Raw genomic sequence first — 23621 nt, 5'->3', positions numbered from 1 at the left:
GGTCCTCACCCTGCTCCCACCTGAGCTCCCACCCGGCCTCACCGGGAGAGGTGGCGGGCGATCAGCGGGCCCAAGGTCTCCAGAGTGCGGGTGTCCAGCAGTTCGGAATGCCCGCACTCGACGGCGAACGTCCGTAGCTCTCCCCCGACGTACCCGCTCCACTGCTCGGAGGCCGTCCCCGCGAACCCCTGCTCCGGTACGGTCGCGTCGACGAAGACCACGTCTCCGGGGAAGACGCCGTACACGGCCCGCTCCATCAGGCGGTCGCTGGCCAGGTAGTTCTCCACCACCCGAGCGATCTGGGCGTCCTCCAGCGCGGCCACGCCGCCGCCCAGATCCCGGACGAACCCGACCGCGTCGGCGATCGACAGCGTGGCCCGCCGCCCTTCCGGCACCTGGCAGCCCATCTCGGTCAGCAGGTCGGCGATCGCCGACGACCGGTCCCCTGCGCCTTCGGGCCTCTCGGCGAAGTCCTTCCGCGTGTCGAGCATGCCGAGGAACGCGACCTCGCGCCCACCGGCCGCCAAGCGCACCCCCATCTGGTGGGCCACCGCACCGCCGAACGACCAGCCGAGCAGGCTGACGGGCCCCTCGGGTGCGGTCCGGTCGATCAGCCCGGCGTACTCCTTGACCAGCTCGAGCATCGTCGCGGGCAGGTGGGTGGTACGGCTCAGGAGGGGCGACTGCAGCCCATAGAGGGGTACGTCTTCGGGCAGGTAGCGCTTGAGCCCGGCGAACTGCCAGCTCAGGCCGCTGGCGGGCGGCAGGCAGAACAGCGGTGGCCGGGTGCCGCCAGCCCGCAGGACCAGCAGCGGGGCCATCGCGTCGCTGGCGGTCGGGGCGTCGGAGGGGGACGCGTCGGCGATGCGCTGGGCGAGGGTGGCGGCCGTGGGTGTCGTGAACAGCTCCGCTATCGGGAGGTCGGTGCCGAGTTCCCGGCGCAGGGCCGCGGCCAGCCGTACCAGCAGCAGGGAGTGGCCGCCGAGGACGAAGAAGTCGTCGTCCACGCCGACCGAGTCGAGCCCCAGCACCTCCGCGATGACGGCGCAGACGGCCGCCTCGGTACGCGAGCGCGGCGCGGCGGGGGTGGTCAGCCGGGCGAAGTCGACGTCCGGCAGGGCCGCGCGGTCCACCTTGCCGTTCGGGGTGAGCGGCAGCTCGTCGAGCACCGTCACGACCGAGGGGACCATGTACGACGGCAGGCGCCGGGCGAGGTACTCCCGCAACGGTGGCGTCGATGAGGCGTCGCTGATGGCGGGGTACTCCCGCAGCGGCGGTGCCGATGAGCCGTCGCCGGTGGTGACGTACGCGAGGATGCGGGTTTCGCCCTGCGCGTCCTGGCGGACGGCCACCGCGACCTGCCGGACGGCGGGATGATCGGCCGCGACCGACTCGATCTCGCCCGGCTCGATGCGGAAGCCGCGCACCTTGACCTGCTGGTCCGAGCGGCCGAGGAACTCCAGCGAGCCGTCACCGGTCCAGCGGGCGAGGTCGCCGGTGCGGTAGAGGCGGGCGCCGTGCGCGTACGGATCGGCGACGAACCGGGACGCGGTGAGACCGTGGCGGCCCAGGTATCCCCTGGTGATCTGGGCCCCACCGAGATACAGCTCACCGACGGCGCCGGGAGGCACCGGGCACAGGGCCGCGTCCAGGAGGTGGACCGTGGTGCCCGGCAGGGGGCGGCCGATCGTGGGGCGGTCGCACCAGTCGGTATCCACAGCGGCGAATGTCGCCCAGACGGTCGCTTCCGTGGGTCCGTACAGGTTCGTCACGCTCCGGGCTCTGGCCGCCAGCTCCCGGGCCAGCGGGGGCGGGAGCGCCTCGCCGCCGACCAGCGCCCGCACACCGCCGAGGTCGGCGCCCGGCGACTGTGTCAGCGCCGACCACAGGGACGGGGTCGCCTGCATGACCGTGACCTGTTCGGCCTCGGCCAGTGCGGCGAGCAGTCGCGGGTCGCGTACCTGCTCCTCCGTGGCCATCACCACGCACCCGCCGGCGCGTAGGGGCGCCATCAGCTCGAGTACGGAGATGTCGAAGGACAGGGTGGTGACGGCGAGCAGGCGATCGGAGTCGCCGATCGGGACGGCGGCGGCCACGGCGGCGAGGAAGGTCTCCAGGTCGCGATGGGTGACGACCACGCCCTTGGGCCTGCCGGTGGATCCCGAGGTGTAGATGACGTACGCGGCGGCGTCCGGATCGGGCGAGACGGGGTGAACGGGACGCATGGGCGAGATGGGTTGGAAGGGGCTCGCGGACGGGAGGTCGATAAGAGACGTACCGTCAGGCAGGACGGGGAACAGCTCACGCGAACACTCGTCGATGACCACGACGGCGGGCCGGGCGTCATCGATCATGAATCGCAGGCGGTCGGCCGGGAACGCGGGGTCGAGCGGCAGGTACGCGGCCCCCGCCTTGGCGACACCCAGCACGGCCGCCAGCAGGTCGGCCGAGCGCGGCAGGGCCAGCCCGACCAGGCTCTCCGGGCCGACGCCAAGGTCGGCGAGCCTGGCGGCGAACGCGTTCGAGGCCGCGTCGAGCTCGGCGTAGCTCATCGTCCGACCGCCCGACACGCAGGCATCCGCGTCGGGCACCGCCTTCGCGCGTGCGGAGAACCGCGCGTACCAGGACAGATCACCCCGTTCCACCGGCCCGCCTGACCGCCACCTGGCGAGGTCGTCGAGGTCGCTCGCGGCGAGGATCGGGGCCGTGTCGACCGGCTGGTCCGGCCGGGCCGCGAGTCCGTCGAGCAGCACCATGAGGCGGTCGAGCAGGCGCCGGGCGGTGTGGTCGTGGAAGCGTCCGGCGTCGTACTCCAGGGTGAGTTCGACCGGCTGTCGTGGTCCGGCGTCGACGAAGGTGAAGTTCAGCTCGACCTTCGGATCAGCGAAGGAGGAGGGCACCTCGCCGGTGGGCAGGCCCAGGACGGTGTCCTGGCCGCCCGGCCGATGCAGGAAGCCGATCATCACCTGGAACAGCGGGTTGCGACCCTGCTCGCGTACCGGATTGACCACCTCGACGACCTGCTGGAAGGGCACGTTGGCGTGCTCGAACGCGGCCAGGTCCGTCTCGCGCACCCGGCGCAACAGCTCGGTGAAGGACGGCGAGCCGGAAAGGTCGGCGCGCAGTACGACGGTGTTGACGAAGAACCCGACCAGGTCGTTCAGCACCGCGTCGGCGCGGCCCGAGGTCGGGCTGCCGATCGGGACGTCGGTACCGGCGCCGAGGCGGTGCAGCAAGGTAGCGAGTGCGGCGTGCAGCACCATGAACAGGCTCGCCGACTCGGTCCTGCCGAGCTCCCGCAGCGGGTCGATCAGCCCCGGCGAGAGAGGCGCGGACACTCGACCGGCCCGGCGGGCGGCGCGGGCCTGCCGGGGCCGGTCGGCGGGGAGGGGGATCTCGTCCGGTAGGCCGCGCAGGCGTTCCTGCCAGTAGGTCCGCTCGGCGGCGTGCCTGCCGGCCGGGTTCCCGGGGTCGCCGAGCAGTTCGCGCTGCCACAGGGTGTAGTCCGCGTACTGCACCGGCAGCGGCTCCCACTGCGGGGCATGACCGGCCCGCCGTGCGGCATAGGCGGTGTCGAGGTCGCGCAGCAGCGGCCGGTCGGACCACTCGTCCATGGCGATGTGGTGCAGGATCAGGGCCAGCACGCTGTCCCCGGTGTCCTGCTCTTGAATCAGGGTGACCCGCAACGGCGGGTCCGCGGCCAGGTCGAAGGGTCGGGCCACCGCCGCCGACACCACGCTCCCGGTCTCGGCGGCCGGGCGGTCCATGACCGCGACTTCGATCGGGGACGGATCGAGTACGTCCTGGAACGGCTGGTCGTCCATGACCGTGACCAGCGTCCGCAGCACCTCGTGCCGCGTCACGACGTCTCCGAGCGCGGCCCGGAGGGCGTCGTGGTCAACGGATCCGCGGAGGCGGACGAGCAGCGGGTAGTTGTACGCCGTCGAGGTGGGGTCCAGTTGCTGGAGCAGCCAGAGCCGTTCCTGGGCCGCCGACAGCGGTGGGCGCCCCTGCCGCGGGCGGGAGGTGAGCTCGGGGGGTGCGGTCCCGGCTCGGTCGGCGAGACGGGCGGCCAGGCGCGCGGGCGTTCGCGTGTCGAACAGGTCACGCAACGACAGTTCGACGCCCAAAGCCGCACGCACCAGCCCGAACAGCTGGATGGCGAGCAGGGAGTGCCCACCCCGGTCGAAGAAGTCGTCCTCAGCGCCGAACCCGCCGAGATCACCGAGGACCTCGCCGAACAGTTCGCACAGCCGCCGTTCCAGCTCACCCGCCGGCGCCCTCGAACTCGACGGCAGCGACCGCGGTGCGGGCAGCGCGGCGGTGTCCAGCTTGCCGTTGATCGTCAACGGCAGCGCCTCCACGACCGCGAAGGCCGACGGCACCATGTACCCGGGCAGCACCGACTTCAGCTCACGATGGACGGCCACGAGCAGCGAGTCCTCGTCACCGGGCTCCTCGGGAACGACATAGGCCACCAACCGCTTGCCACCCGACGGGCCGGGAACCGCGAGCACCGCGCTCTGGTGCACGCCCGGCCGTGCCGTCACGGCGGCCTCGACCTCCGCCGGTTCCACCCGATAACCGCGGATCTTGACCTGATCGTCAGTACGGCCCAGGAAATCGAGGTTCCCGTCGGCACGGGCACGTACCAGGTCGCCCGTACGGTACATCCGCCCGCCACGCCTATGCGGATCCGCCACGAATCGCGAGGCGGTCAGCCCGGCGCGGTCGAGATATCCACGCGCCAGCCCCGCCCCGCTGATGTACAGCTCGCCGGGCACGTCCACGGGCACCGGCCGTAGAGCGGCGTCCAGCACGTAGCCGCGGGTGTTCCAGATGGGCCGGCCGACCGTGGTGCCCGCGCTGTCCTCGGTGCCCGCGCCGAGGGTGTTGATCGTGTACTCGGTCGGACCGTACAGGTTGTAACCCGCCACCCCCTCGGCCTCGCTCAGCGCGTTCCACAACGTCTGCGGCACCGCCTCGCCACCGAGCAGCACCAGAGCCGGACGGTACGAACCGGGCGGCCCCCCATACCGCGCGCCGTCGAGCAGCCCCTGGTCGAGCAGGTGCTGGGCGTAGGTCGGGGTCACGTTGACGACGTCGACGCGGTGCCGGTCGCAGTACGCGACGAGCGCGCGGGCGTCTCGGCGCAGCTTCTCGTCGCAGATGTGCACGTGATGGCCCTCGACCAGCCACAACAGCTCCTCCCACGACATGTCGAACGAGAACGAGACCGTGTGCGCGATCGTGAGGATCCGGTTCCCGGCGGCGGCGACCGTGGGGGCGAAGATGGCCTCGCGGTGGTTGAGCTGCATGTTCGTCAGCCCCCGGTACGGGGTGACCACGCCCTTGGGCCGTCCGGTGGAGCCGGAGGTGTAGATGACGTACGCCGGGTGGTCGAGCCGTCCCGGACTGCCGGGCGCGAAGTCACCCAGCTCGTGGTCCTCAATCGGGTCCGCCGATCCGGTACGCCCGTCAGCGCCGTCCAGGCACAGCACCGGCACGGGGTGGGCGGCGAGCCGGGGCGCCACCTCTTCGGTGGTGACCAGCAGGACCGGCCCGGCATCGGCCAGCATCGCCAGCAGACGGTCGTCGGGATGGTCCAGTTCGAGGGGAAGGTAGGCGGCCCCGGTGCGGAGGACCGCGAACAACGCCGCCACCATGTCGATGGACCGGGGCACGGCCAGCGCGATGATCCGCTCGGGGCCCGCTCCCCGGTCGAGCAGCAGGCGCGCGAGCTGGTTCACCCGCGCGTCGAGCTCGGCGTAGGTCAGCGTCCGCGCGCCTGAGGTGAGCGCGGCGGCGTCCGGTGTCCGCCGGGCCTGGGCTTCCATCAGCTCCGCGATGGTCTCGGCGCCGATGGGATGGGTGACGGCGTCCCATCCGGCCTCCAGCGCCGCACGCTCGTACGGGAGGATGACGGGCACGTCGGCCACGGTCGTGGCGGGATGCTCGGAGAGGTGGAGCAGTACCTGCTCCAGCCGGGACAGCAGGGCCCGCGCCTGCTCGGGCGCGACCACATCGGCGCGGTACTCCAGCCGCACCGCCAGCCGCGCCCCCGGCGTGGCCACCCAGGTGAGCGGGTAGTGCGTGGCGTCCACACTCCGCACGCCGACGATGCCGTGCTCCTGCTCCAGGTCGGTGAAGGTGTCGTCGTCGAGGAAGTTCTGCAGGACGTACAGGCTGTCGAAGAGCTGGTCACGGCCGGCCGCGCGCTGGATGTCGCCCAGGCCGAGGTACTCGTGCGGCATCATCTCCACGCGGTCGGCCTGCACCCGCCGCATGACCTCCAGCGCGGGCTCGCCCGGAGCCAGCCGGACATGGACCGGAACGGTGTTGAGGAAGACCCCGATCACCGAGTCGATGCCGTCCAGCTCGGTCGGCCGTCCGGCGACGGTCGTCCCGAACACGGCCTCCTGGCGGCCGGAGGCATGACTGAGCACCATGGCCAGCGCCGTACTGAGCAGCGCGTTGAGCGTCACCCCGCCCCGGCGCGCCCGGTCGGTGACGCGCCCGGTCTGCTCCCGGGTCAACCGGAACGACAGGCTGGTGGCCGGCACCGGCGCGGTCCCTGCGGCCGCCGGGAACAGGATGGTCGGCTCCTCGACCCCGGCCAGCGCCCGCGCCCACGCCCGCGCGGACGCGTCCGTGTCCTGCCGCCCCAGCCAGGCAAGGTAGTCGATGAACGTCGCCGTCTGTTCGGTTGGCGGCAGGGCGGGGTGGTCGGTGGACATCGCCGTCTCCCCTCCCTGTCGCGGGGCGGGGTAGTCGATGGACGTCGCCGTCTGCTCGGCGGTCTCCGGGGTCGGGCGGTTGTCGCGGGCGAGGGCGTACTGGCCGAACAGCTCGCGCAGCACCAGCTCCCGCGACCATCCATCCCACAGCAGCAGGTGGTACGTGAGCAGCAGCCGGTCGCGCCCGCCGGGCAGCCGGACCACGGTCAGGCGACACAGCGGCGGCCGGGCCAGGTCGAACGGCCGCCGACGATCCTCCTCCATCAGCGCCCGGAGCCGGCCATCGCCGACCGCTCCCGAGCCGTTGTCGACTGCTCCCAAGTCGTCGTGGGCCGCTCCCGAGTCGCCGTAAACGACGTCCGAGTCGCCGTCGGCCACGTCCGGGTCGCCGTCGGCCACGTCCGACAGGTCAACCACGCCGACCGAGCTGTCCAGCCCGGTCCCGACCAGGGCGACGGGCCGGGTCGTGCCTTCGGCGGTGAAGCCGAGCCGCATGGCCGCGTGCCGGTCGAGCACAGTGGCGTAGGCGCGGCGGAGGGCCGCGACGTCGAGCCGCCCGGCGAAGTCGAACGCGTTCTGCGCCACGTACACGTCGGCGTCACCCGCGTAGCCCGCCTGGAAGTACAGGCCCTCTTGGAGCGGCGACAGGGGCCAGATGTCCTGTACGTCGACCGGGGCTGCGGCGACCACCCGATCGATCTCATCGGGGGTGAGGGTGGGGTGGGTGACCAGGGTGGGCCGGGCGGTCCCACCGGGCTCGGACGACCCAGGGCCGGAGGACGCGGAGCCAGGTGGGGCCGAACCGGGGGAGGCGGAACCGGAGGATGCGGCGGCCAGCTCGCGGGCGGCCGTCACCCAGCCGTCGGCGAGCGTGTCCACGTCGGCCGCGGCGAGCCCGCCGTCCGCGTAGGTGAACACGGCATGCAGCTCTGGCCCTGCCGCCGTGTCGTGGCAGGCGACGTTGATCTCCAGCAGGTACGGGGTGCCCAGGTCGGGGTCCGGGTGTACGCGCAGCGCCGTCGCCTCGGGTGCGGAGTCCCAGTCGCCGGATCCCCCGGTGGGGAATCGGCCGAGGTAGTTGAAGAGCAGTTGGGGTGTTCCCAGCCGGGCGAGCGCGGGCGCGGTGCGCGCGTTGCAGTAACGCAACTGCCCGTACCCCAGGCCCCGGTCCGGAGCGGCTCGCAGCGCGTGGCCCACGTCGCCGAGTACGTCTCGGGGGCCACCGGTAACGGCGGGCAGGCGTACAGGGGCGATGGCGGTGAACCACCCCACGGTCCTGGACAGGTCGTCTTCGTCGGAGATCTGCTCACGCCCGTGCCGCTCCAGGTCGATCACCAGCGGCGCCCCGGGCTCGCCGCCACACGTCACACGCCAGCGCGACACGGCGAGATGCAGCGCGGCAACGAGCACAGCGGTCACATCGGCGACGGGGGCGGCCGACGCGGTGGCCAGCAGTGGTGTGGCCACCTCGGCCTCGGGAGCGGACGACATGGTGGCCAGCAGCGGTGCGGTCACCTCGGGGGGCAGGCGCACGACGTGGTCTCGGGTTTGGCCCGCTGTCAGGCCGATGGCCGGGGTTGACGGGTCGAGTTCGCCCCCCGGTGCCAGGGTCGTCGTCCAGTGCTCGAACTCGGCGAGCCGGGCCGCCTGGGTGGCGTTCTCGGTAATGGACCGCGCGAAGGCTCGCAGGGACGTGCCGACCGGTTCGAGCCGGACGCGGCGCCCGGTGCTCACGGCGTCCCAGCCCTGTCGCAGGTCGTCGGTCAGGATCCGCCACGAGACCCCGTCGACCACCAGGTGGTGCGCGACGAGCAGCAGCCTGCCCTGGTGCTCGGGCCCCCGATCGAACCACACCGCCCGCAGTACGTGACCGCCGTCGGGGTCCAGCCGATCGGCGGCGGCGTCGGACTGGGCGGCGACCAGGGCGCGCAGGGCGTCGTCGTCGAGACCCACCGCGTCGACCGAGGTCACGGCCGGGTCGGAGGCATCGGCAGGTTCCGAGGCACCAGTGAGATCGGAGCCACTGGCCGAACCGGAAACACCAACCGGACCGGAGACACCAGCGAGGCCGGAGACACCAGCGGGACCGGGAATGTCGGCGGCGCCGGGGATGTCGGTGGCCGGGCGGACCTCCAGGGACCACAGCAGTGGAGACGGCCGATGCAGCCGCAGCCGGAGCGCGTCGTGGCGCCTGACGAGCGCGTGGATCAGCGCGACGATCTGCTCGTGGGTCGCGCCCGGTGGGGTGAACAGCAGCTCGGACTGGTTCAGCCGGGAGATCCGCCCGCCCAACTCGGCCAGCCGATGCACGATCGGCATCAGCATGACCTCGCCCACCCCATCGGACACGACCTCGTCCGGCTCCCAGCCAGCGCCGGACGCGAGCCCGTCCGGCGCCCGGCCGGGGCCGGTGTCCGCGCCACCGTGGCCGACCGCCCCAGCAAGCGCGCCCCGCATACCATGGCCGACCGCACCACGCTCACCGTGGCCGATCCCCCCGGCAACCACACCCTGAGCACCATGGCCGATCGCCTCAGCGAGCGCGGCCGGAGTGCGGTGGACGAACACGTCACGGGGGGACAGCCGCAATGACCGGCGCCGAGCCAGGTTGACCAGCTGGATGGCGATGATGCTGTCACCCCCGAGCACGAAGAAGTCGTCGTCGGGGCCCACACCGTCCAGCCGCAGAACCTCCGCGTACAGCGCCCGCAACACCGCCACAGGCGACCCCCCAGCGTCGCCAACGACGGCGGCTTGGGCGGGCGAAGGGGCGGGCAGGGCCGTGCGGTCGAGCTTTCCGTTCACCGTGAGTGGCAGCGCGTCGAGTGGGACGAACGCCGACGGGATCATGTAGCCGGGCAACCTCTCAGCCAGGTGGGCGTGGGCCTCGGCGGCACCGAGACGCGCCCCGTTCCGCACGACCAGGTACGCCACCAGCCGCCGCCGTCCCGGCTCGTCCTCCCGCACGGTGACGGCGGCGTTCACGACTCCGTCCAGCGTGCGCAGCGCGGACTCGATCTCGCCGGGTTCGATGCGGTATCCCCGTACCTTGACCTGCTGGTCGGAGCGGCCCACGTAGACCAGATCGCCGTCGGGAGTCCACCGCGCGAGGTCGCCGCTGCGGTAGAGGCGGGTGCCGCCAGTGTGCGCCACGAAGCGCTCGGCGGTCAGGCCGGGGCGATCGAGGTAGCCGCGAGCGAGCTGATCGCCCGCGACATAGATCTCGCCGGTGACCCCCGGCGGGACCGGCTGGAGACGGTCGTCGAGCAGGTGTACGCCGAGACCGGGCAGCGGCCCGCCGACGACGCTGTCACCGCTCGCGTCTTCAGCGTCGGCCGAGGTCAGCGCACGGAACGACACGTGCACACAGGTCTCGGTGATCCCGTACATGTTCACCAGGCGCGGCGCTCCGTCCGGGTGACCCTGATACCAGGGCGCCAGACGCGCGAGGTCCAGCGCCTCGCCGCCGAACACCACGTACCGCAGCGCGAGCTCGCCCGGCCGCTCCCGTTCGGCCTCCATCAGCGGGTAGAACGCGGACGGCGTCTGGTTCAGTACGGTCACGTGCTCGCGTTCCAGCAGCGCCAGGAAGCGGCGCGGGTCGCGGGCCACGTCGCGGTCGACGACGACCAGGCGACCGCCGTGCAGCAGCGCGCCCCAGAGCTCCCACACCGAGAAGTCGAACGCGTACGAGTGGAACATGGTCCACACGTCAGAGGGACCGAAGTCGAACAGCTCCCCAGCCGCCGCGAACAGCGACAGCACGTTGCGATGGGTCACCGCCACACCCTTGGGCAAGCCCGTCGAACCCGAGGTGTAGATGACGTACGCCGCGTTGTCAGCCGCCGCCGACGGGACCAGGGGCGGCGGGGCGGAGGAGTGGTCCGCGAGGAGGCGCGGATCGTCCAGCAGCATGACCGGCACCGTGACGGGGGGCAGCGAGTCCAGCGTCGCGGTGTCGGTCAGCAGGCATACGGGGGCCGAGTCGGCGAGGATGTGGCTCAGTCGTCCGGCCGGGGCGCTGATGTCCAGCGGTACGTAGCAGCCGCCCGCCTTCACGACCGCGAGCAGGGCGACGACGAGGTCCGCCGAGCGGGGCAGCGCGACGGCGACCCGCGACTCCGGCCGTACGCCCCCGGCGGCCAGCGCGCGGGCCAGCCGGTTGGCGGCCGCGTCCAGCTCGGTGTGCGTGAGCATTGTGTCGCCCGAGGTGACGGCTATGGAGCCCGGCCGGACGGGTGCGGCGGCGTACGCGTCGGCGAGCGTCAAGCCGCCCGCCACCAGCACGTCCAGCCGCGAGACCGGCGTGCTCGGCGCGGTGGCCAGCTGATCGAGGACACGTCCCACCTGGTCGAGCAGCCGACGGGCCGCCCGTTCCCCGACCAGCTCGACGTCGTACTTGATCTCCAGCGTCAGCCGCTCCCCGGGGAAGGCCACCAGCGAGACCGGATAGTGCGGCGCATCAGTGCCGGTGAACCCCAGCACGCTCAGCCCATCCCCCGCACCGGCCCGCACGGCGGGGAAGTTCTCCACCACCACCATCGTGTCGAAGAACTCCCGGACCCCCGCCACGGCGGCGAGCTCCCCGAGCCCCACCTGCTGAACGTCCAGCAGATCCGTCTGCTGCTCCTGCAGCCGGGCGAGCACCTGCCGCAGCGTGTCACCGGGACTCCAGGACATCGGCACCGGAACGGTGTTGATCAGGAGGCCGACGATCGACTCGACGCCGGGCAGCTCTCCGCCCCGCCCCGACACCGTGGAGCCGAACACCACCCGCTCCCGCCCGAGCAGCCTGCCGAGCAGCAGACCCCAGGCGCCATGCACGAACGTACTGAGGGTCACCCCCTGCTCGCGGGCGGCCTCGACGAGGGCGCCCGTGCGCTCGGCGGGCAGCGCGACATGGACGCTGTCGTGCCGCGACACCTTCTGTCCCTGGACGGCCTGCCCCTGGACGGCCTCCCCCTGCGCGGCCTCCCCCTGCGCGGCGCCGACCAGGCGGGTGGCGGAGTCGATGCCGGACAGCGCGCGGGCCCACACCTCGCGGGCCCGTACGCGGTCCAGGGCGGCCATCGCCTCGACATGGTCGCGGAACGTCACCGCCGGGGCGGGCAGGTCGTACCCGCTTCCGGACCGGCCGCGCTCGTAGGACTCCAGCAGGTCGCCGAACACCAGCGGGTACGACCAGCCATCGGCGAGGATGTGGTGCATGGTCTCCACGAGCCGATGTTCGGTGGGACCGAGCGAGACCAGCGCGTAGCGGAGCAGGGGCGCGGCCGACAGGTCGAAGGGCTCGGCCAGCTCGGCGGCCGTGACCTCGGCCAGCCGCTCGCTCGCCGCCGCCGCGTCCAGACCGGTCAGGTCCACCTCGCGCCACGGCACCTCCACGGCACCGGCGATCACCTGGACCACCCGGCCGTCGGCCATCTCCTGGAAGCAGGCGCGCAGGGCGTCGTGCCGCTGGACCACCGCTTCCACGGCGCGGCGCAACGCCGCCCGGTCGACCGGGCCGGACAGCTCGGCCACCTGCTGCACGATGTACGTGTCGGTCTGGTCCTCGGCGAAGGACGCGTGGAAGTACATGCCCTCCTGCAACGGCAGCAGCGGCAGAATGTCCCGCACGCCGTCCGGCGCGAGCCGGTCCACGTCGCCCTGGGTCAGCTCGACCAGCGGGAAGTCGGAGGGAGTACGCCCGGCGAGCTCGGCGCACCGGGTCAGGGCGGTCAGCGCGGCCATCCACAGCTCCGCCAGCTCGCCCACCTCAGCGGCCGTCATGACGCCGGACGGCCAGGACAGCGTGGCCGAGAACACCGTGCCCGCCCATCCGTCCTGAGCCAGCGCGTTGATCTCCAGTCCCATCGCGGGATTGCTCGGGTGGACACCTTCGCGCAGCGCGCCGGCCGCCGCCCAGTCCCCGCCCTCGTCGGCGGCGAACCGTCCCAGGTAGTTGAACAGGATCTGCGGTGGCTCGCCCCGAAGGTCCACCTCGCCGTCCAGATAGCGCAGGATCCCGTAGCCCAGGCCCTGCCGGGGTACGGCGCGGAGCTGCTCCTTGACCCGCTTCGCCGCCGCCGCCAGGGCGGGCCCCGCCTCAGTGACCTCCGCCCAGCTCAGCGGTCCCGGGTCGAGGCGTACGGGGTAGATGGCGGTGAACCAGCCGACCGTACGGGACAGGTCCACGCCGTCGAGGGCGTCGCGGCCGTGGCTCTCCAAGCTGAGGACCACGGCGCTCTCACCACCCCGCCACTCGGCGAGTGCGGCGGCGAAGCCGGTCAGCAGGACGTCGTTGACGCCGCCGTGCATCGCGGCGGGCACGGCCGACAGCAGGGCGGCGCTCACCTCGCCGGGCAGCGAGACCGTCAGCGACTCCACGGTGGCGGCCGTGTCGGTCGCGGGGTCGAGCGGGCGCGTACCCAGCCGGGGGTCCTCGGTGGCGAGGACGGCCCGCCAGTGGTCGAGCTCGTCGCGGAACGTACCCCGCGCGCTCGCCTCCTCGACCAGCTTCGACCAGGTACGGAAGGAGGTCGGCACCTCGTCGGGCACGGGCTCGCGGCCCGCCCGTACCTCCGCCCAGGCCCGCGCGAGGTCGTCGGCGAGCACCCGCCAGGAGACACCGTCGATCACCAGGTGATGGATGACCAGCAGCAGGCGACCCGGCTCCGACTCCGGCTCGGAGGCGAACCAGACTGCCCGCAACATGATCCCGCGATCCGGGTCGAGCAGGTCGGCGGCCTGCCGGGTGGCCTCCTCCACGTCCCCGAGGACGGACAGGGTGAGCGCGTCCGCCGCACTGAATGCCTCCGGTGGCGGCACCGACAGCACCCATTCGGCGTCGCCGTGGCGGTCGAGCCGGGCCCGCAGCAGATCGTGGCGTTCGCCGACGGCTTGGAGCACGCGTTCCAGCTGCGCGCGGGTCATCTCCGACGGGGTGCGGAAGACCATCGACTGGTAGAAGTGCTCCAGCGGCGTCTGCGCCCGCATGGTCTCGACGAGCATCGGGGTGAGCGCGACCGTACCTTCGCCGTTGTCCCGTGGCCCGACGCCCGGAGCGGCCTGGGGCGCAACCGCGGCGAGCGCCCGTACGGTGCGGCGGCGGAAGACGTCGCGCGGAGTGAGGTGCACGCCCGCCTTGCGCGCGCGGCCGGTCACGGCGATCGAGGAGATGCTGTCGCCGCCGAGGGCGAAGAAGTCGTCGTCTATGCCGACCTCCGGCAGGCCGAGCACCTCGGCGTAGATGCCGCACAGGGTTCGCTCGCGGTCGTCGCGTGGCCGGTCGCCGCCGCTGACGGGCGCTATGGGCTCGGGCAGGGCGGCGACGTCGAGCTTGCCGTTGACGGTCAGCGGCAGCTCACCGACGACGCCGTACAGCGCGGGGACCATATAGCCGGGCAGCCGCTCGGCCAACGCGGCCCGCAAGTCCGCGACTAAGGCGGCCCCCTCGGACCCCTCCGCCGGCACCACATACGCGACCAGCTTCTTCAGGCCGGTCACCGCCGAGTCGGTACGGGCGATGACCGCGGCCTGCCGGACCTGGGGCAGCGCGGCCAGCGCCGACTCCACCTCGCCGAGCTCGACCCGGTAACCGCGGATCTTCACCTGGTCGTCGACCCGGCCGAGGAAGTCGAGGTTGCCGTCCGGACGCTGCCGTACGAGATCCCCGGTCCGGTACATGCGCCCGCCCGGCACGAACGGATCCGCCACGAACCGCGCGGCGGTCAGACCCGGCGCGTGCAGGTAGCCGTGCGCGAGCCCGGCGCCCGTCACGTAGAGCTCGCCGAGCACCCCGGGGTGGACCGGGCGCAGCCAGGCGTCCAGCACGTACGCGCGGGTGTTCCAGATGGGCCGGCCCACGGTCGGGGTGGCGCTGTCGCGGGTGCCCGCGCCCAGGGTGTTGATCGTGTACTCGGTCGGGCCGTACAGGTTGTAGCCTTCGGCGCCGTCCGGCTCGCTCAACCTGTCCCAGACGGCCTCGCTGACCGCCTCGCCGCCCAGCAGCACCAGGCGGGGCGGGTGCCCGTCCCGGTCGAGCAGCCCCTCCTCGAACAGGTGGTGGGCGTACGTGGGGGTCACGTTGATCACGTCGATGCGGTTCGCGCGGCAGTAGGCGGTCAGCGCGGCGGCGTCCCGGCGCAGCTCTTCGTCGCAGATGTGCACCTCGTGGCCCTCGACGAGCCACAGCAGTTCCTCCCACGACATGTCGAAGGAGAACGACACCGTGTGCGCGATGCGCAGCCGCTCCCGCCCGGCGCTCCGCGCGCGGGCGACGGCCGGGTCGAAGATCTCGGCCCGGTGGTTGAGCTGCATGTTGGTCAGGCCCCGGTACGGAGTGACCACGCCCTTGGGCCGGCCGGTGGAGCCGGAGGTGTAGATGACGTACGCCGGATGCTCCAGCCTGCCCGGAACCGTACCGGCGAACGCCCCCAGTTCGGCGTCGCTCAGCGGGGGTGCGGGCAGTGTGGCCGGTTCGCCATCGAGCACCAGGCAGTCCCCGCCCAGCCGCCGCTGCCGCTCGGCCAGCGGTGTGCTCGCGTCGGCGCACACCAGCAGCACCGGCCGCGCGTCGTCGAGCATCTCGGCGAGCCGGTTCACCGGGTGATCGAGGTCGAGCGGGAGATAGGCGGCGCCCGTACGCAGGACGGCGAACAGCGCGACCACCATCTCGACGCCGCGCGGCAGCCCCAGCGCCACGATCCGGCCCGGTCCGGCGCCCTTGGCCAGCAGCAGCCGGGCGCAGCGGTTGATCCGGCCGTCCAGCTCGGCGTAGGTCAGCGACAGCTCCCCGAACACCAGGGCGACATCATCCGGGCAACTCGCGGCCCGCTCGGCGAGCAGGTCGGCGATGGTCGCCTCGCCGATCGGATGCTCCGTGGCCGCCCACTGCCCGGCCAGCTCGGCGCGCTCCTCGTCGAGCAGCGGGTCCAGCGCGCCCGCCTGGACCGACAGGCCGTCGGCGAGCGACTCCAGCAGCCGCCTGAAGCGCCGGACCAGCCGCCGCGCGTCCGCCTCCGTCACCGCGTCGGGCCGGTATTCGAGCTTGATCCGCAGGTTGGCGCCGGGGGTCAGCACCCAGGTGTAGGGGTAGTGGGTGGTGTCGACGTACTCCACTCCGACGATGCCCTGCTCGCGTTCCAGGTCGGTGAAGGTGGTGTCGGACAGGAAGTTCTGCAGGACGTACAGGGTGTCGAAGAGCTGTTCCTGACCGGCGGCGCGCTGGATGTCGCCGAGCCCGAGGTATTCGTGCGGCGCCAGCCGGATGCGGTCCTCCTGGGCCCGGCGCGCCAGCTCGATCACCGTCAGGTCGGGCGAGGCCGTCACCCGGGCCGGGACGGTGTTGAGGAACAGGCCGATCACGTTCTCGATCCCGGCCAGCCCCGCGGGGCGTCCCGCGACCGTCGTGCCGAACACGACGTCGGTGCGCCCGGTCTCGTACCCGAGGAGGAGGCCGAGCGCGGCGGTCAGCAGCGAGTTGAGCGTGACGCCACCGCGCCGGGCCTGCTCCCCCAGCCGGGTCGTCACCTCGGCCGGGAGCGCGGCCAGGACGCGTTCGGACGGGATCGGCTCCCGGCCGACCGCCTCCGGGACCAGGATGGTCGGCCCGGAGACGTCGGCGAGCGCGGCGGCCCAGGCGGCGGTGGAGGCGTCGCGGTCACGGGCGGCGATCCAGGCGAGGTGGTCGGTGAACGCCGCCTGGGCGGGCGGCAACGCGCCGCGCTCGCCTCGGGACTCGTACAGCGCGAACAGCTCACGCAGCACCAGCTCGCGCGACCAGCCGTCCCAGAGCAGGAAGTGGGCGGTCAGCAGCAACCGGTCGCGGCCGCCGGGAAGGCGGATGACGGTCAGCCGGACCAGGGGCGGCCGACTGAGGTCGAACGGCTCCTCCCGGTCGGACCGCAGCAGCTCGGCGAGGGCGTCCGCCCGGTCCGTCGTGGAGTCGGTCGACGGGCCCGTCCCGGAACCAGGCGGCATGTCCGTCCCGGAGGCGGCAGACGGATCCGTTCTGGAACCGGTCGCCAGGTCCACGACCGCGACCTCGGCTGGGACCTCGGCGCCGATGTACTGCACGACACCGGGCACGCCGTCGCCGGTGAACCCGGCCCGCAGCGTGGGATGGCGCCGCAGCAGCGCCGCGAACGCCGTGGTCATGGCCTCGATGTCGAGCCGGTGGTCGAAGTCGAACACGTTCTGCGCGATGTAGGTGCCGGCGCCCTCGGAGTAGGCCGCCTGGTAGTAGACGCCCTCCTGAAGGGGCGAGACCGCCCAGATGTCGGCCACCGGAACGGGGCTGTTCGCCACGACGTGGTCGATCTCGGCCCGCGTCAGCGACACGGTCGTCAGCTCGGCCGGGTCCAGTTGAGCCCGGACCGGTTGGGCCGCCGGTTCGCCACCTGTCAGGTGCGCCTCAATGGCGGAGGGGGTGCGCAGGCGGAAGACGTCTTCTGCGGTCAGCTCGATCCCGTCGTTGGCGAGCAGGCTGACGACGCGGATGGCGAGGATGCTGTCTCCCCCGGCGGCGAAGAAGTCGTCGTGGACACCGATGCCGTCGAGGCCGAGCACCGTACCGAAGTGCCGGCAGACCAGCGCCTCCCTGGCGGTGCGCGGCAGTCCGCCTCTGGCGATGGGCTCGGGGTCCGGCAGTGCCCGGCGGTCCCGCTTGCCGTTGGGCAGGGTCGGCAGGCGGTCCAGAACGGTCACGGTCGCGGGGACCAGGTAGGCGGGCAGCTCGGCACGCAGGGTCGCGCGAAGGGCGTTGGGGTCGAGCTCCTCGCCCGGGGCGGCCACCACGTACGCGTGCAGGGAACGCGTGCTTACGCCGGTGGTGCGTACGGCGACCACGGCGTCGGCCACGCCTGGGCGGCGCATCAGGGCGGCCTCGAGTTCACCTGGTTCGACCCGATATCCGGTGATCTTCACCTGGTCGTCGGCCCGGCCGAGGAACTCGACCCGGCCGTCAGCCGTCCACCGGCCGAGGTCGCCGGTGCGGTAGAGCCGGGCGCCGTCGGTGTACGGGTCGGCCACGAAGCGGGTGGCCGTCACGCCGCCCTGACCCAGGTACCCGAGAGCGAGCTGAACCCCGCCGACATAGATCTCCCCCACCGCACCGGGCGGAACGAGGTCGAGAGCGGCATCCAGCAGGTAGACCCGCGCCCCGGGCACGGGCCTGCCCAGCGTCACCGGCCCCGCCGGTTCGACCTCGCCCTGAAGTACGTCACCCGCCACCTCCGAAGACCCATAGGAGTTGACGATCCGGGCGTCGGGGGACGCCTGCCGGAGCGCGTTCACGCAGGCCCGATCGAGGGGTTCCCCGCTGCAGATCCAGCGGCTGAGCGCGCTGAGCCGCACCGGTTCGGTGTCCGCCAGCGCACCGGCCAGGCTGGGCACGGCGAGCAGCTGGGTCGCCCCGGACCGCTCGACGAGCCTGGCCAGCGCGGCGCCGTCGGTGGTCTCGGTGGCGTCAGCGATGACCGTCGTGGCCCCGGCGACCAGGCCGCCCAGCAGTTCCGTGGTGCCGTCGATGAAGCTCAGCGAGCTCTTCGCCACCCGGACGCCGGACCCCCACTCCTGAGCGGCCCAAAGCAGCCGGTTGGCGAGCGCCTCCTGCGTCCCGACGACCGCTTTCGGCCGACCCGTCGAGCCGGAGGTGTACACGACAGAAACGGCATCCCCCGGGCCGGCCGCCACGTCGGCGATGGGGTGCACGTCGGCGCTGGCGTCGGCGGCGGCTCGTACGGTGAGCGTCGGCAGGTCGTGCGGCGGCAGCGACCTGGCACTCGCCTCGTCGGTGAGCACGCACACCGGACGCGCGTCCCCGAGCATGAACTCGATCCGGGCCGCCGGATAGCCGGGATCGACCGGAAGGTAGGCGGCCCCGGCGCACATGACGGCAAGAAGAGCCACGGCCATGTCCGCCGAGCGGCTCGTCGCCACCGCGACGACGTCGCCGCGCCGCACCCCCGCCCGGGTCAGCGTCCGGCCGACTCTCCGGGCGCGATCGTCCAGCTCGGCGTAGGTGAGCACGCGCTCCCCGCAGACGATGGCCGTACGCTCCGGGTGCTCGGCCACCTGCCGCGCGAACAGCCCCACCACCGTGCTGCCCACCCGAGCCGGGGCACCGGAGCCAACGGCCGTCAGCCGCTCACGCTCCTCCTCGGTCACCAGGTCCAGTCGCTCGCAGGCCCGCTCGGGGTCGTCGGCGAGGGCGGTCAGCACCATCTCGTACTGGCGGGCCAGCCGGGCCGCGGCATCCGCCCCGACCACCCGCCGGTCGTGGGTCAGGGTGACGGCGATCCGCGCACCCGGCCTGGCCATCAGGGTCACCGGGTAGTGCGGCGCCTCGACGGTGTGCACCGCCGAGATCTGTACCTCGCCCGCCGGGGTGGGCTCGGCCGGGTAGTTCTCGATGACCACCAGCGTGTCGAACAGCTCCGGCACGCCCAGCCGCCGCTGCAGCCGGGCCAGCGAGACGTGCTCGTGCTCCACCACCTCACGCCGGTCGCGGGCGAAGCGCCGTACCACGGTGGCGAGGGAGTCCCCGGGCACCCACCGTACCCGCGCCGGAACGGTGTTGATCAGCAGCCCGACCATGGAGTCGATGCCCGCGACGTCGGCCGCCCCGCGGCCGGACACGGTCGAGCCGAACGTCACGTCGGACCGACCGGCCAACCGCCCGACGAGGATCCCCCAAGCGGCGGCGATGACGGCGCCGACCGTCAGCCCGTGCTCTCGCGCCCAGTCACGCACCCGGTCGCCGACGTCCGCGGGCAACTCCCACTCGACCCGGCCGAACCCCCCGCCACCCTCGTCGGCGAGTCCGGTTTCTTGGGGAGCGCCCAGCACGTCGATGAGCCCTGCGGCTTGAGGCGTGCTCAGCGCGTCGGCGAGCCCTCCGGCTTGAGGGGTGCTCAGCGCGTCGGCGAGTCTGGTCGGCTCCCGCACGTCAGCCAGAACGTCCGCCCATGCCTCGGTCGCCACGTCAGGGTCCTGCGCGGCCAGCATCCGCAGGAATTCCCGGTACTGCGCGGGCGCGGGCAACGCCTCGGACCGTCCCTCGGCCTCGTAGAGCGCCAGCAGGTCGCGCAGGATCAGCGGCACCGACCAGCCGTCGGCCAGGATGTGGTGCACGGTGTGGATCAGCACGTGCCGCCGTTCGCCGAGCCTGAGCAGCGCGTACCTCATGGACGGAGGCCGGCCCAGATCGAACGGCGTGGACCGCTCCGCCTCCGCGATGGCGGCCACCCGCGCTGCGACGTCCTCGGCACCAAGGCCCGCGAAGCCGTCCGCCCCTAAGGCTGCGACATCCGTGCCGGTGAGATCCTCCACCCGCCACGGCACCCGCGGACGGCCCGCGATCACGGACACGACCCGTCCATCCCCGACAGTGCGGAAGGCCACGCCCAGGTTGGGATACCGGTCGATCAGCCGGTCCGCCGCCAGCCGCAACCGGTCGCCGTCGAGCGGGCCGGTCAGCTCGATGGTCTGCTGGACGACGTACGGGTCGGCGGCGCGGGAGAAGGTGGCGTGGAAGTAGAGGCCGAGCTGCAGCGGAGACAGGGGAAGCACTTCCCGCAGTTCCGGTGCCGCGGCCTCGATGGCGGCCACGTCACCGGGTTCCAGGGTGAGGAGGGGAAAGTCCGAGGGGGTGTGCCCGGCGACCGTCTCACTCGTGGCGATGCCGGTGAGCACTTCGCTCCACAGGTCGGCCAGCGCCCGTACCCGTCCGTCGTCGAGCACACCGCCGGGCCAGCTGAACCGCGTCTCCAGCACCGGCCCGTCGGCCGTGTCCACGGCGACCGAGTTGATCTCCAGTACGCGCGGCAGCGGCATGCGCGGGTCGCGCCGCTCGACCACGATCTCGGTGTCACCGACGGCCGTCCACGCCTCGGTGGACCCGGCCGCGAACCGCCCGAGGTAGTGGAACAGCACCTGCGGCGCCACCGCCAGGTCGGGACGGGGATCGTCGCCGAGATAACGCAGAGCGCCGTAACTCAGCCCGCGCCCAGGGACCGCGCGGAGCTGCTCCTTGACCGCCTTCACCGCGTCGCCGTAAGCGGCGTCGGCCGGGCCCGGATCGAGTACGGCCGGGAAGAGCGTGGTGAACCAGCCGAAGGTACGGGAGAGATCGACGTCCCCCACGGCGTCTTCCTCGCGCCCGTGCCCCTCCAGCTCCAGCAGCACCTCGGAACCGGCGTCCGGGCAGTGTCCGGCCCGCCACCGGCCCAGGGCGATCGCCGCCGCCGCGACCAGCACGTCGTGCACGCCACCGTGAACGGCCGCGGGCACCGCGCCGAGCAGCCGGGCGGCCACGGGTGAGGGGACCGTGACCGTCAGCGACTCCTCGGCGGCCACCACGTCACGGCGCGGGTCCAGGGGCCGCTCCCCCAGCGTCGGGTCCGGCGTGGCCGCGGCCCGCAGCCAGTACGCCTCGTCGGCGGCGAACGCGCCCGCGCGGGTACGTTCGCGCAGCAGGGTCGCCCACTGCCTGAATGAGGTGGGTACGCCGGGCAGCGACACCGCCTGCCCGTCACGTACCGCCGCCCAGGCGTGGCCGAGGTCCTCCAGGAGCACGCGGAGCGACACCCCGTCCACGATCACGTGATGGATCACCACCACGAGCCGGCCCTGCGCGTGCGGCCCGGCATCCAGCCACACCAGATCGACCATCCGGCCGCCGACCGGATCCAACCGCCGCGCCGCCGCCGTGATCTCGCTGTCCAAAACGGCCGCCACCTGCGCCGCGTTGCTGTCGGTCACGTCCACGCGGGTGATCAGTTGTCCCGCCCGGGGTGAGCCCACCGGCTGGACCGCCAGGGTCCAGGGGGAGGCGCCGTCGGTCCGTGCCCGCAGCAGGTCGTGGGCCGCGAGTACGGCGTCGACGACGCGTTCGAGCTGTTCGGCCGTCATGCCGGCGGGTGTGCGGACCGTCATCGACTGGATGAACCCGTCCATCGATGGGCCGGTGGCCTGGAGCCACTCGGTGATCGGGGTCGCGGGCACCTCCCCGACGGCACCGGTAGTGGGCCCTGAGGTCGAGGCGACCTCGGTCACCGTGACCGCCAGCGCGGCGGGAGTGGGATGGGCGAACAGGTCGCGCGCCCGCACCACGAGTCCGGCGCGCCGCGCCTGCCGGACGACGCCGATGGCGACGATGCTGTCACCGCCCAGCGCGAAGAAGTCCTCCTCGGCCCCCACCTCCTCGAGGCCGAGGACCCGCGCGAAGATCTCGCAGAGAACACGTTCCCGCTCAATCCGAGACTCGCCCACGTCGCGGCCCTGTCCGCCGGACTCTGGCAGAGCACGGCGACCCACCTCGGGCTCCGGATCCGGCAGAGCTCGGCGATCCACCTTGCCGTTGGCGGTGACCGGGAAGTGGTCCAGGACGACGAAGGCGCTCGGCACCATGTACTCGGGCAGCCGGTCGGCGCACCAGCGCCGTAGTTCCGCCGCCGGAAGGTCGTCGTGGGAGGTCACGTACCCGATGAGATGCCGTACGCCCGCCGCGTTCGTACCCACGGTGACGGCCGCCTGCCGGACCCCCGGGTAGGTGGCGAGCACGGCCTCCACTTCCTCCGGCTCCAGTCGCATGCCGCGGATCTTCACCTGGTTGTCCGCCCGCCCGACGAACTCCAGCGAGCCGTCGGCGTTCCAGCGCGCCAGGTCCCCGGTGCGGTACATCCGGGAACCGCCGTCGCCGAACGGGTTGGCGACGAACCGGGAGCCGGTCAGCGCGGGGGCGTTGATGTAGCCGCGCCCGAGCAGGAACCCCGCCGCGTACAACTCCCCGACCGCACCCACGGGCAGCGGCTCCAGCCGGTCGTCGAGCACGTAGAGCTGCGTGTGCGGGTTGGGGCGGCCGATCGAGGTCGCGATGCGCTCGGCGGTGTCCCGGTAGATGACGTGCGAGACGCCGATGGTCGCCTCGGCCGGACCGTAGCCGTGGTACAGGGTGGTGGACAGCCGGCTCCGGAACCGGTCGAACAGCTCCGGCGTGAGCACCTCGCCGCCGCACCAGACGTGCTTGAGCCCGGACAGCAGCGAGGTCCCGTCGGCCATCTCCAGCAGGGTGTCGAGCATCGACGACACCAGATAGACGAACGTCACCCGCTCCCCCGCGATCAGATCCAGCAGGTATTGGGGGTCGCGTTCGCCGCCGGGCTCGGCGACGACCACATAACCGCCGGAGACGAGCGGCAGCAGGATCTCGTTGACCGAGATGTCGAACGACAGCGGCGCCTTGAACAGCGACGCGTCCCCTGGCCCGAACCCGAGGATCTCCTCGACCTGCCACAGCAGCCGGGTGCTGATCGCCTCGTGCCGGATCATCGCCCCCTTGGGGGTGCCCGTGGAGCCGGAGGTGAACATCACGTACGCGAGCCGTCCCCCGCTGATGGGCGGCAGCGGCGGCGGCTCGACGGGTTCGCCGCCGTAGCGCCAGGTGCCGAGGTCCACCTCTATGACGGAGTCACCGGTCTCCACGCCGGGGGCGGCGATGACCAGGACCGCCCCGGCCTCGGCGCGTACCTTGGCTCGGCGTTCCGCGGGCCAGGACGGCTCGACCGGTACGAAAGCGCCGCCCGCGACCATGACCGCCAGCACGGCGACGACCAGCTCCGCGGAGCGGGGCGTGGACACCGCCACGACGTCCTCCGCCCCCAGGCCGCGACCGCGCAGGTGGTGCGCGAGCTGGAAGACGTGGGCACCCAGCTCGGCGTACGTCAGGCGGGCGCCGGGCGCCACCACCGCGAGGGCGTGGGGAGTGCGGTGTACCTGTGCGGTGAACAGGTCGGCGACCGTGGTGATCGTCTCTGGAGTGGTCGCGTTGTTCCACCTGCGCAGTGCCTCAAGTCGCTCGCCTATGCCGTCCGGACGCCCTGGGTTCACGGTATTCGCCAC

General features: G+C 72.7%; 1 protein-coding gene. It reads right to left on the bottom strand.

Annotated elements, in window-relative coordinates:
- Positions 1 to 38: 38 nt before the first annotated feature.
- Positions 39 to 23621 (bottom strand): non-ribosomal peptide synthase/polyketide synthase, encoded by a 23583-nt coding sequence (locus AB0C30_RS34105; RefSeq protein ID WP_357952243.1) that lies wholly within the window; start codon positions 23619 to 23621, stop codon positions 39 to 41.

The organism is Nonomuraea sp. NPDC048901 (assembly GCF_040649695.1).
Classification (GTDB): Bacteria; Actinomycetota; Actinomycetes; order Streptosporangiales; family Streptosporangiaceae; genus Nonomuraea.
The sequence above is the reverse complement of the archived record's forward strand: the minus strand, read 5'-3'. Positions and strand labels throughout refer to the sequence as shown.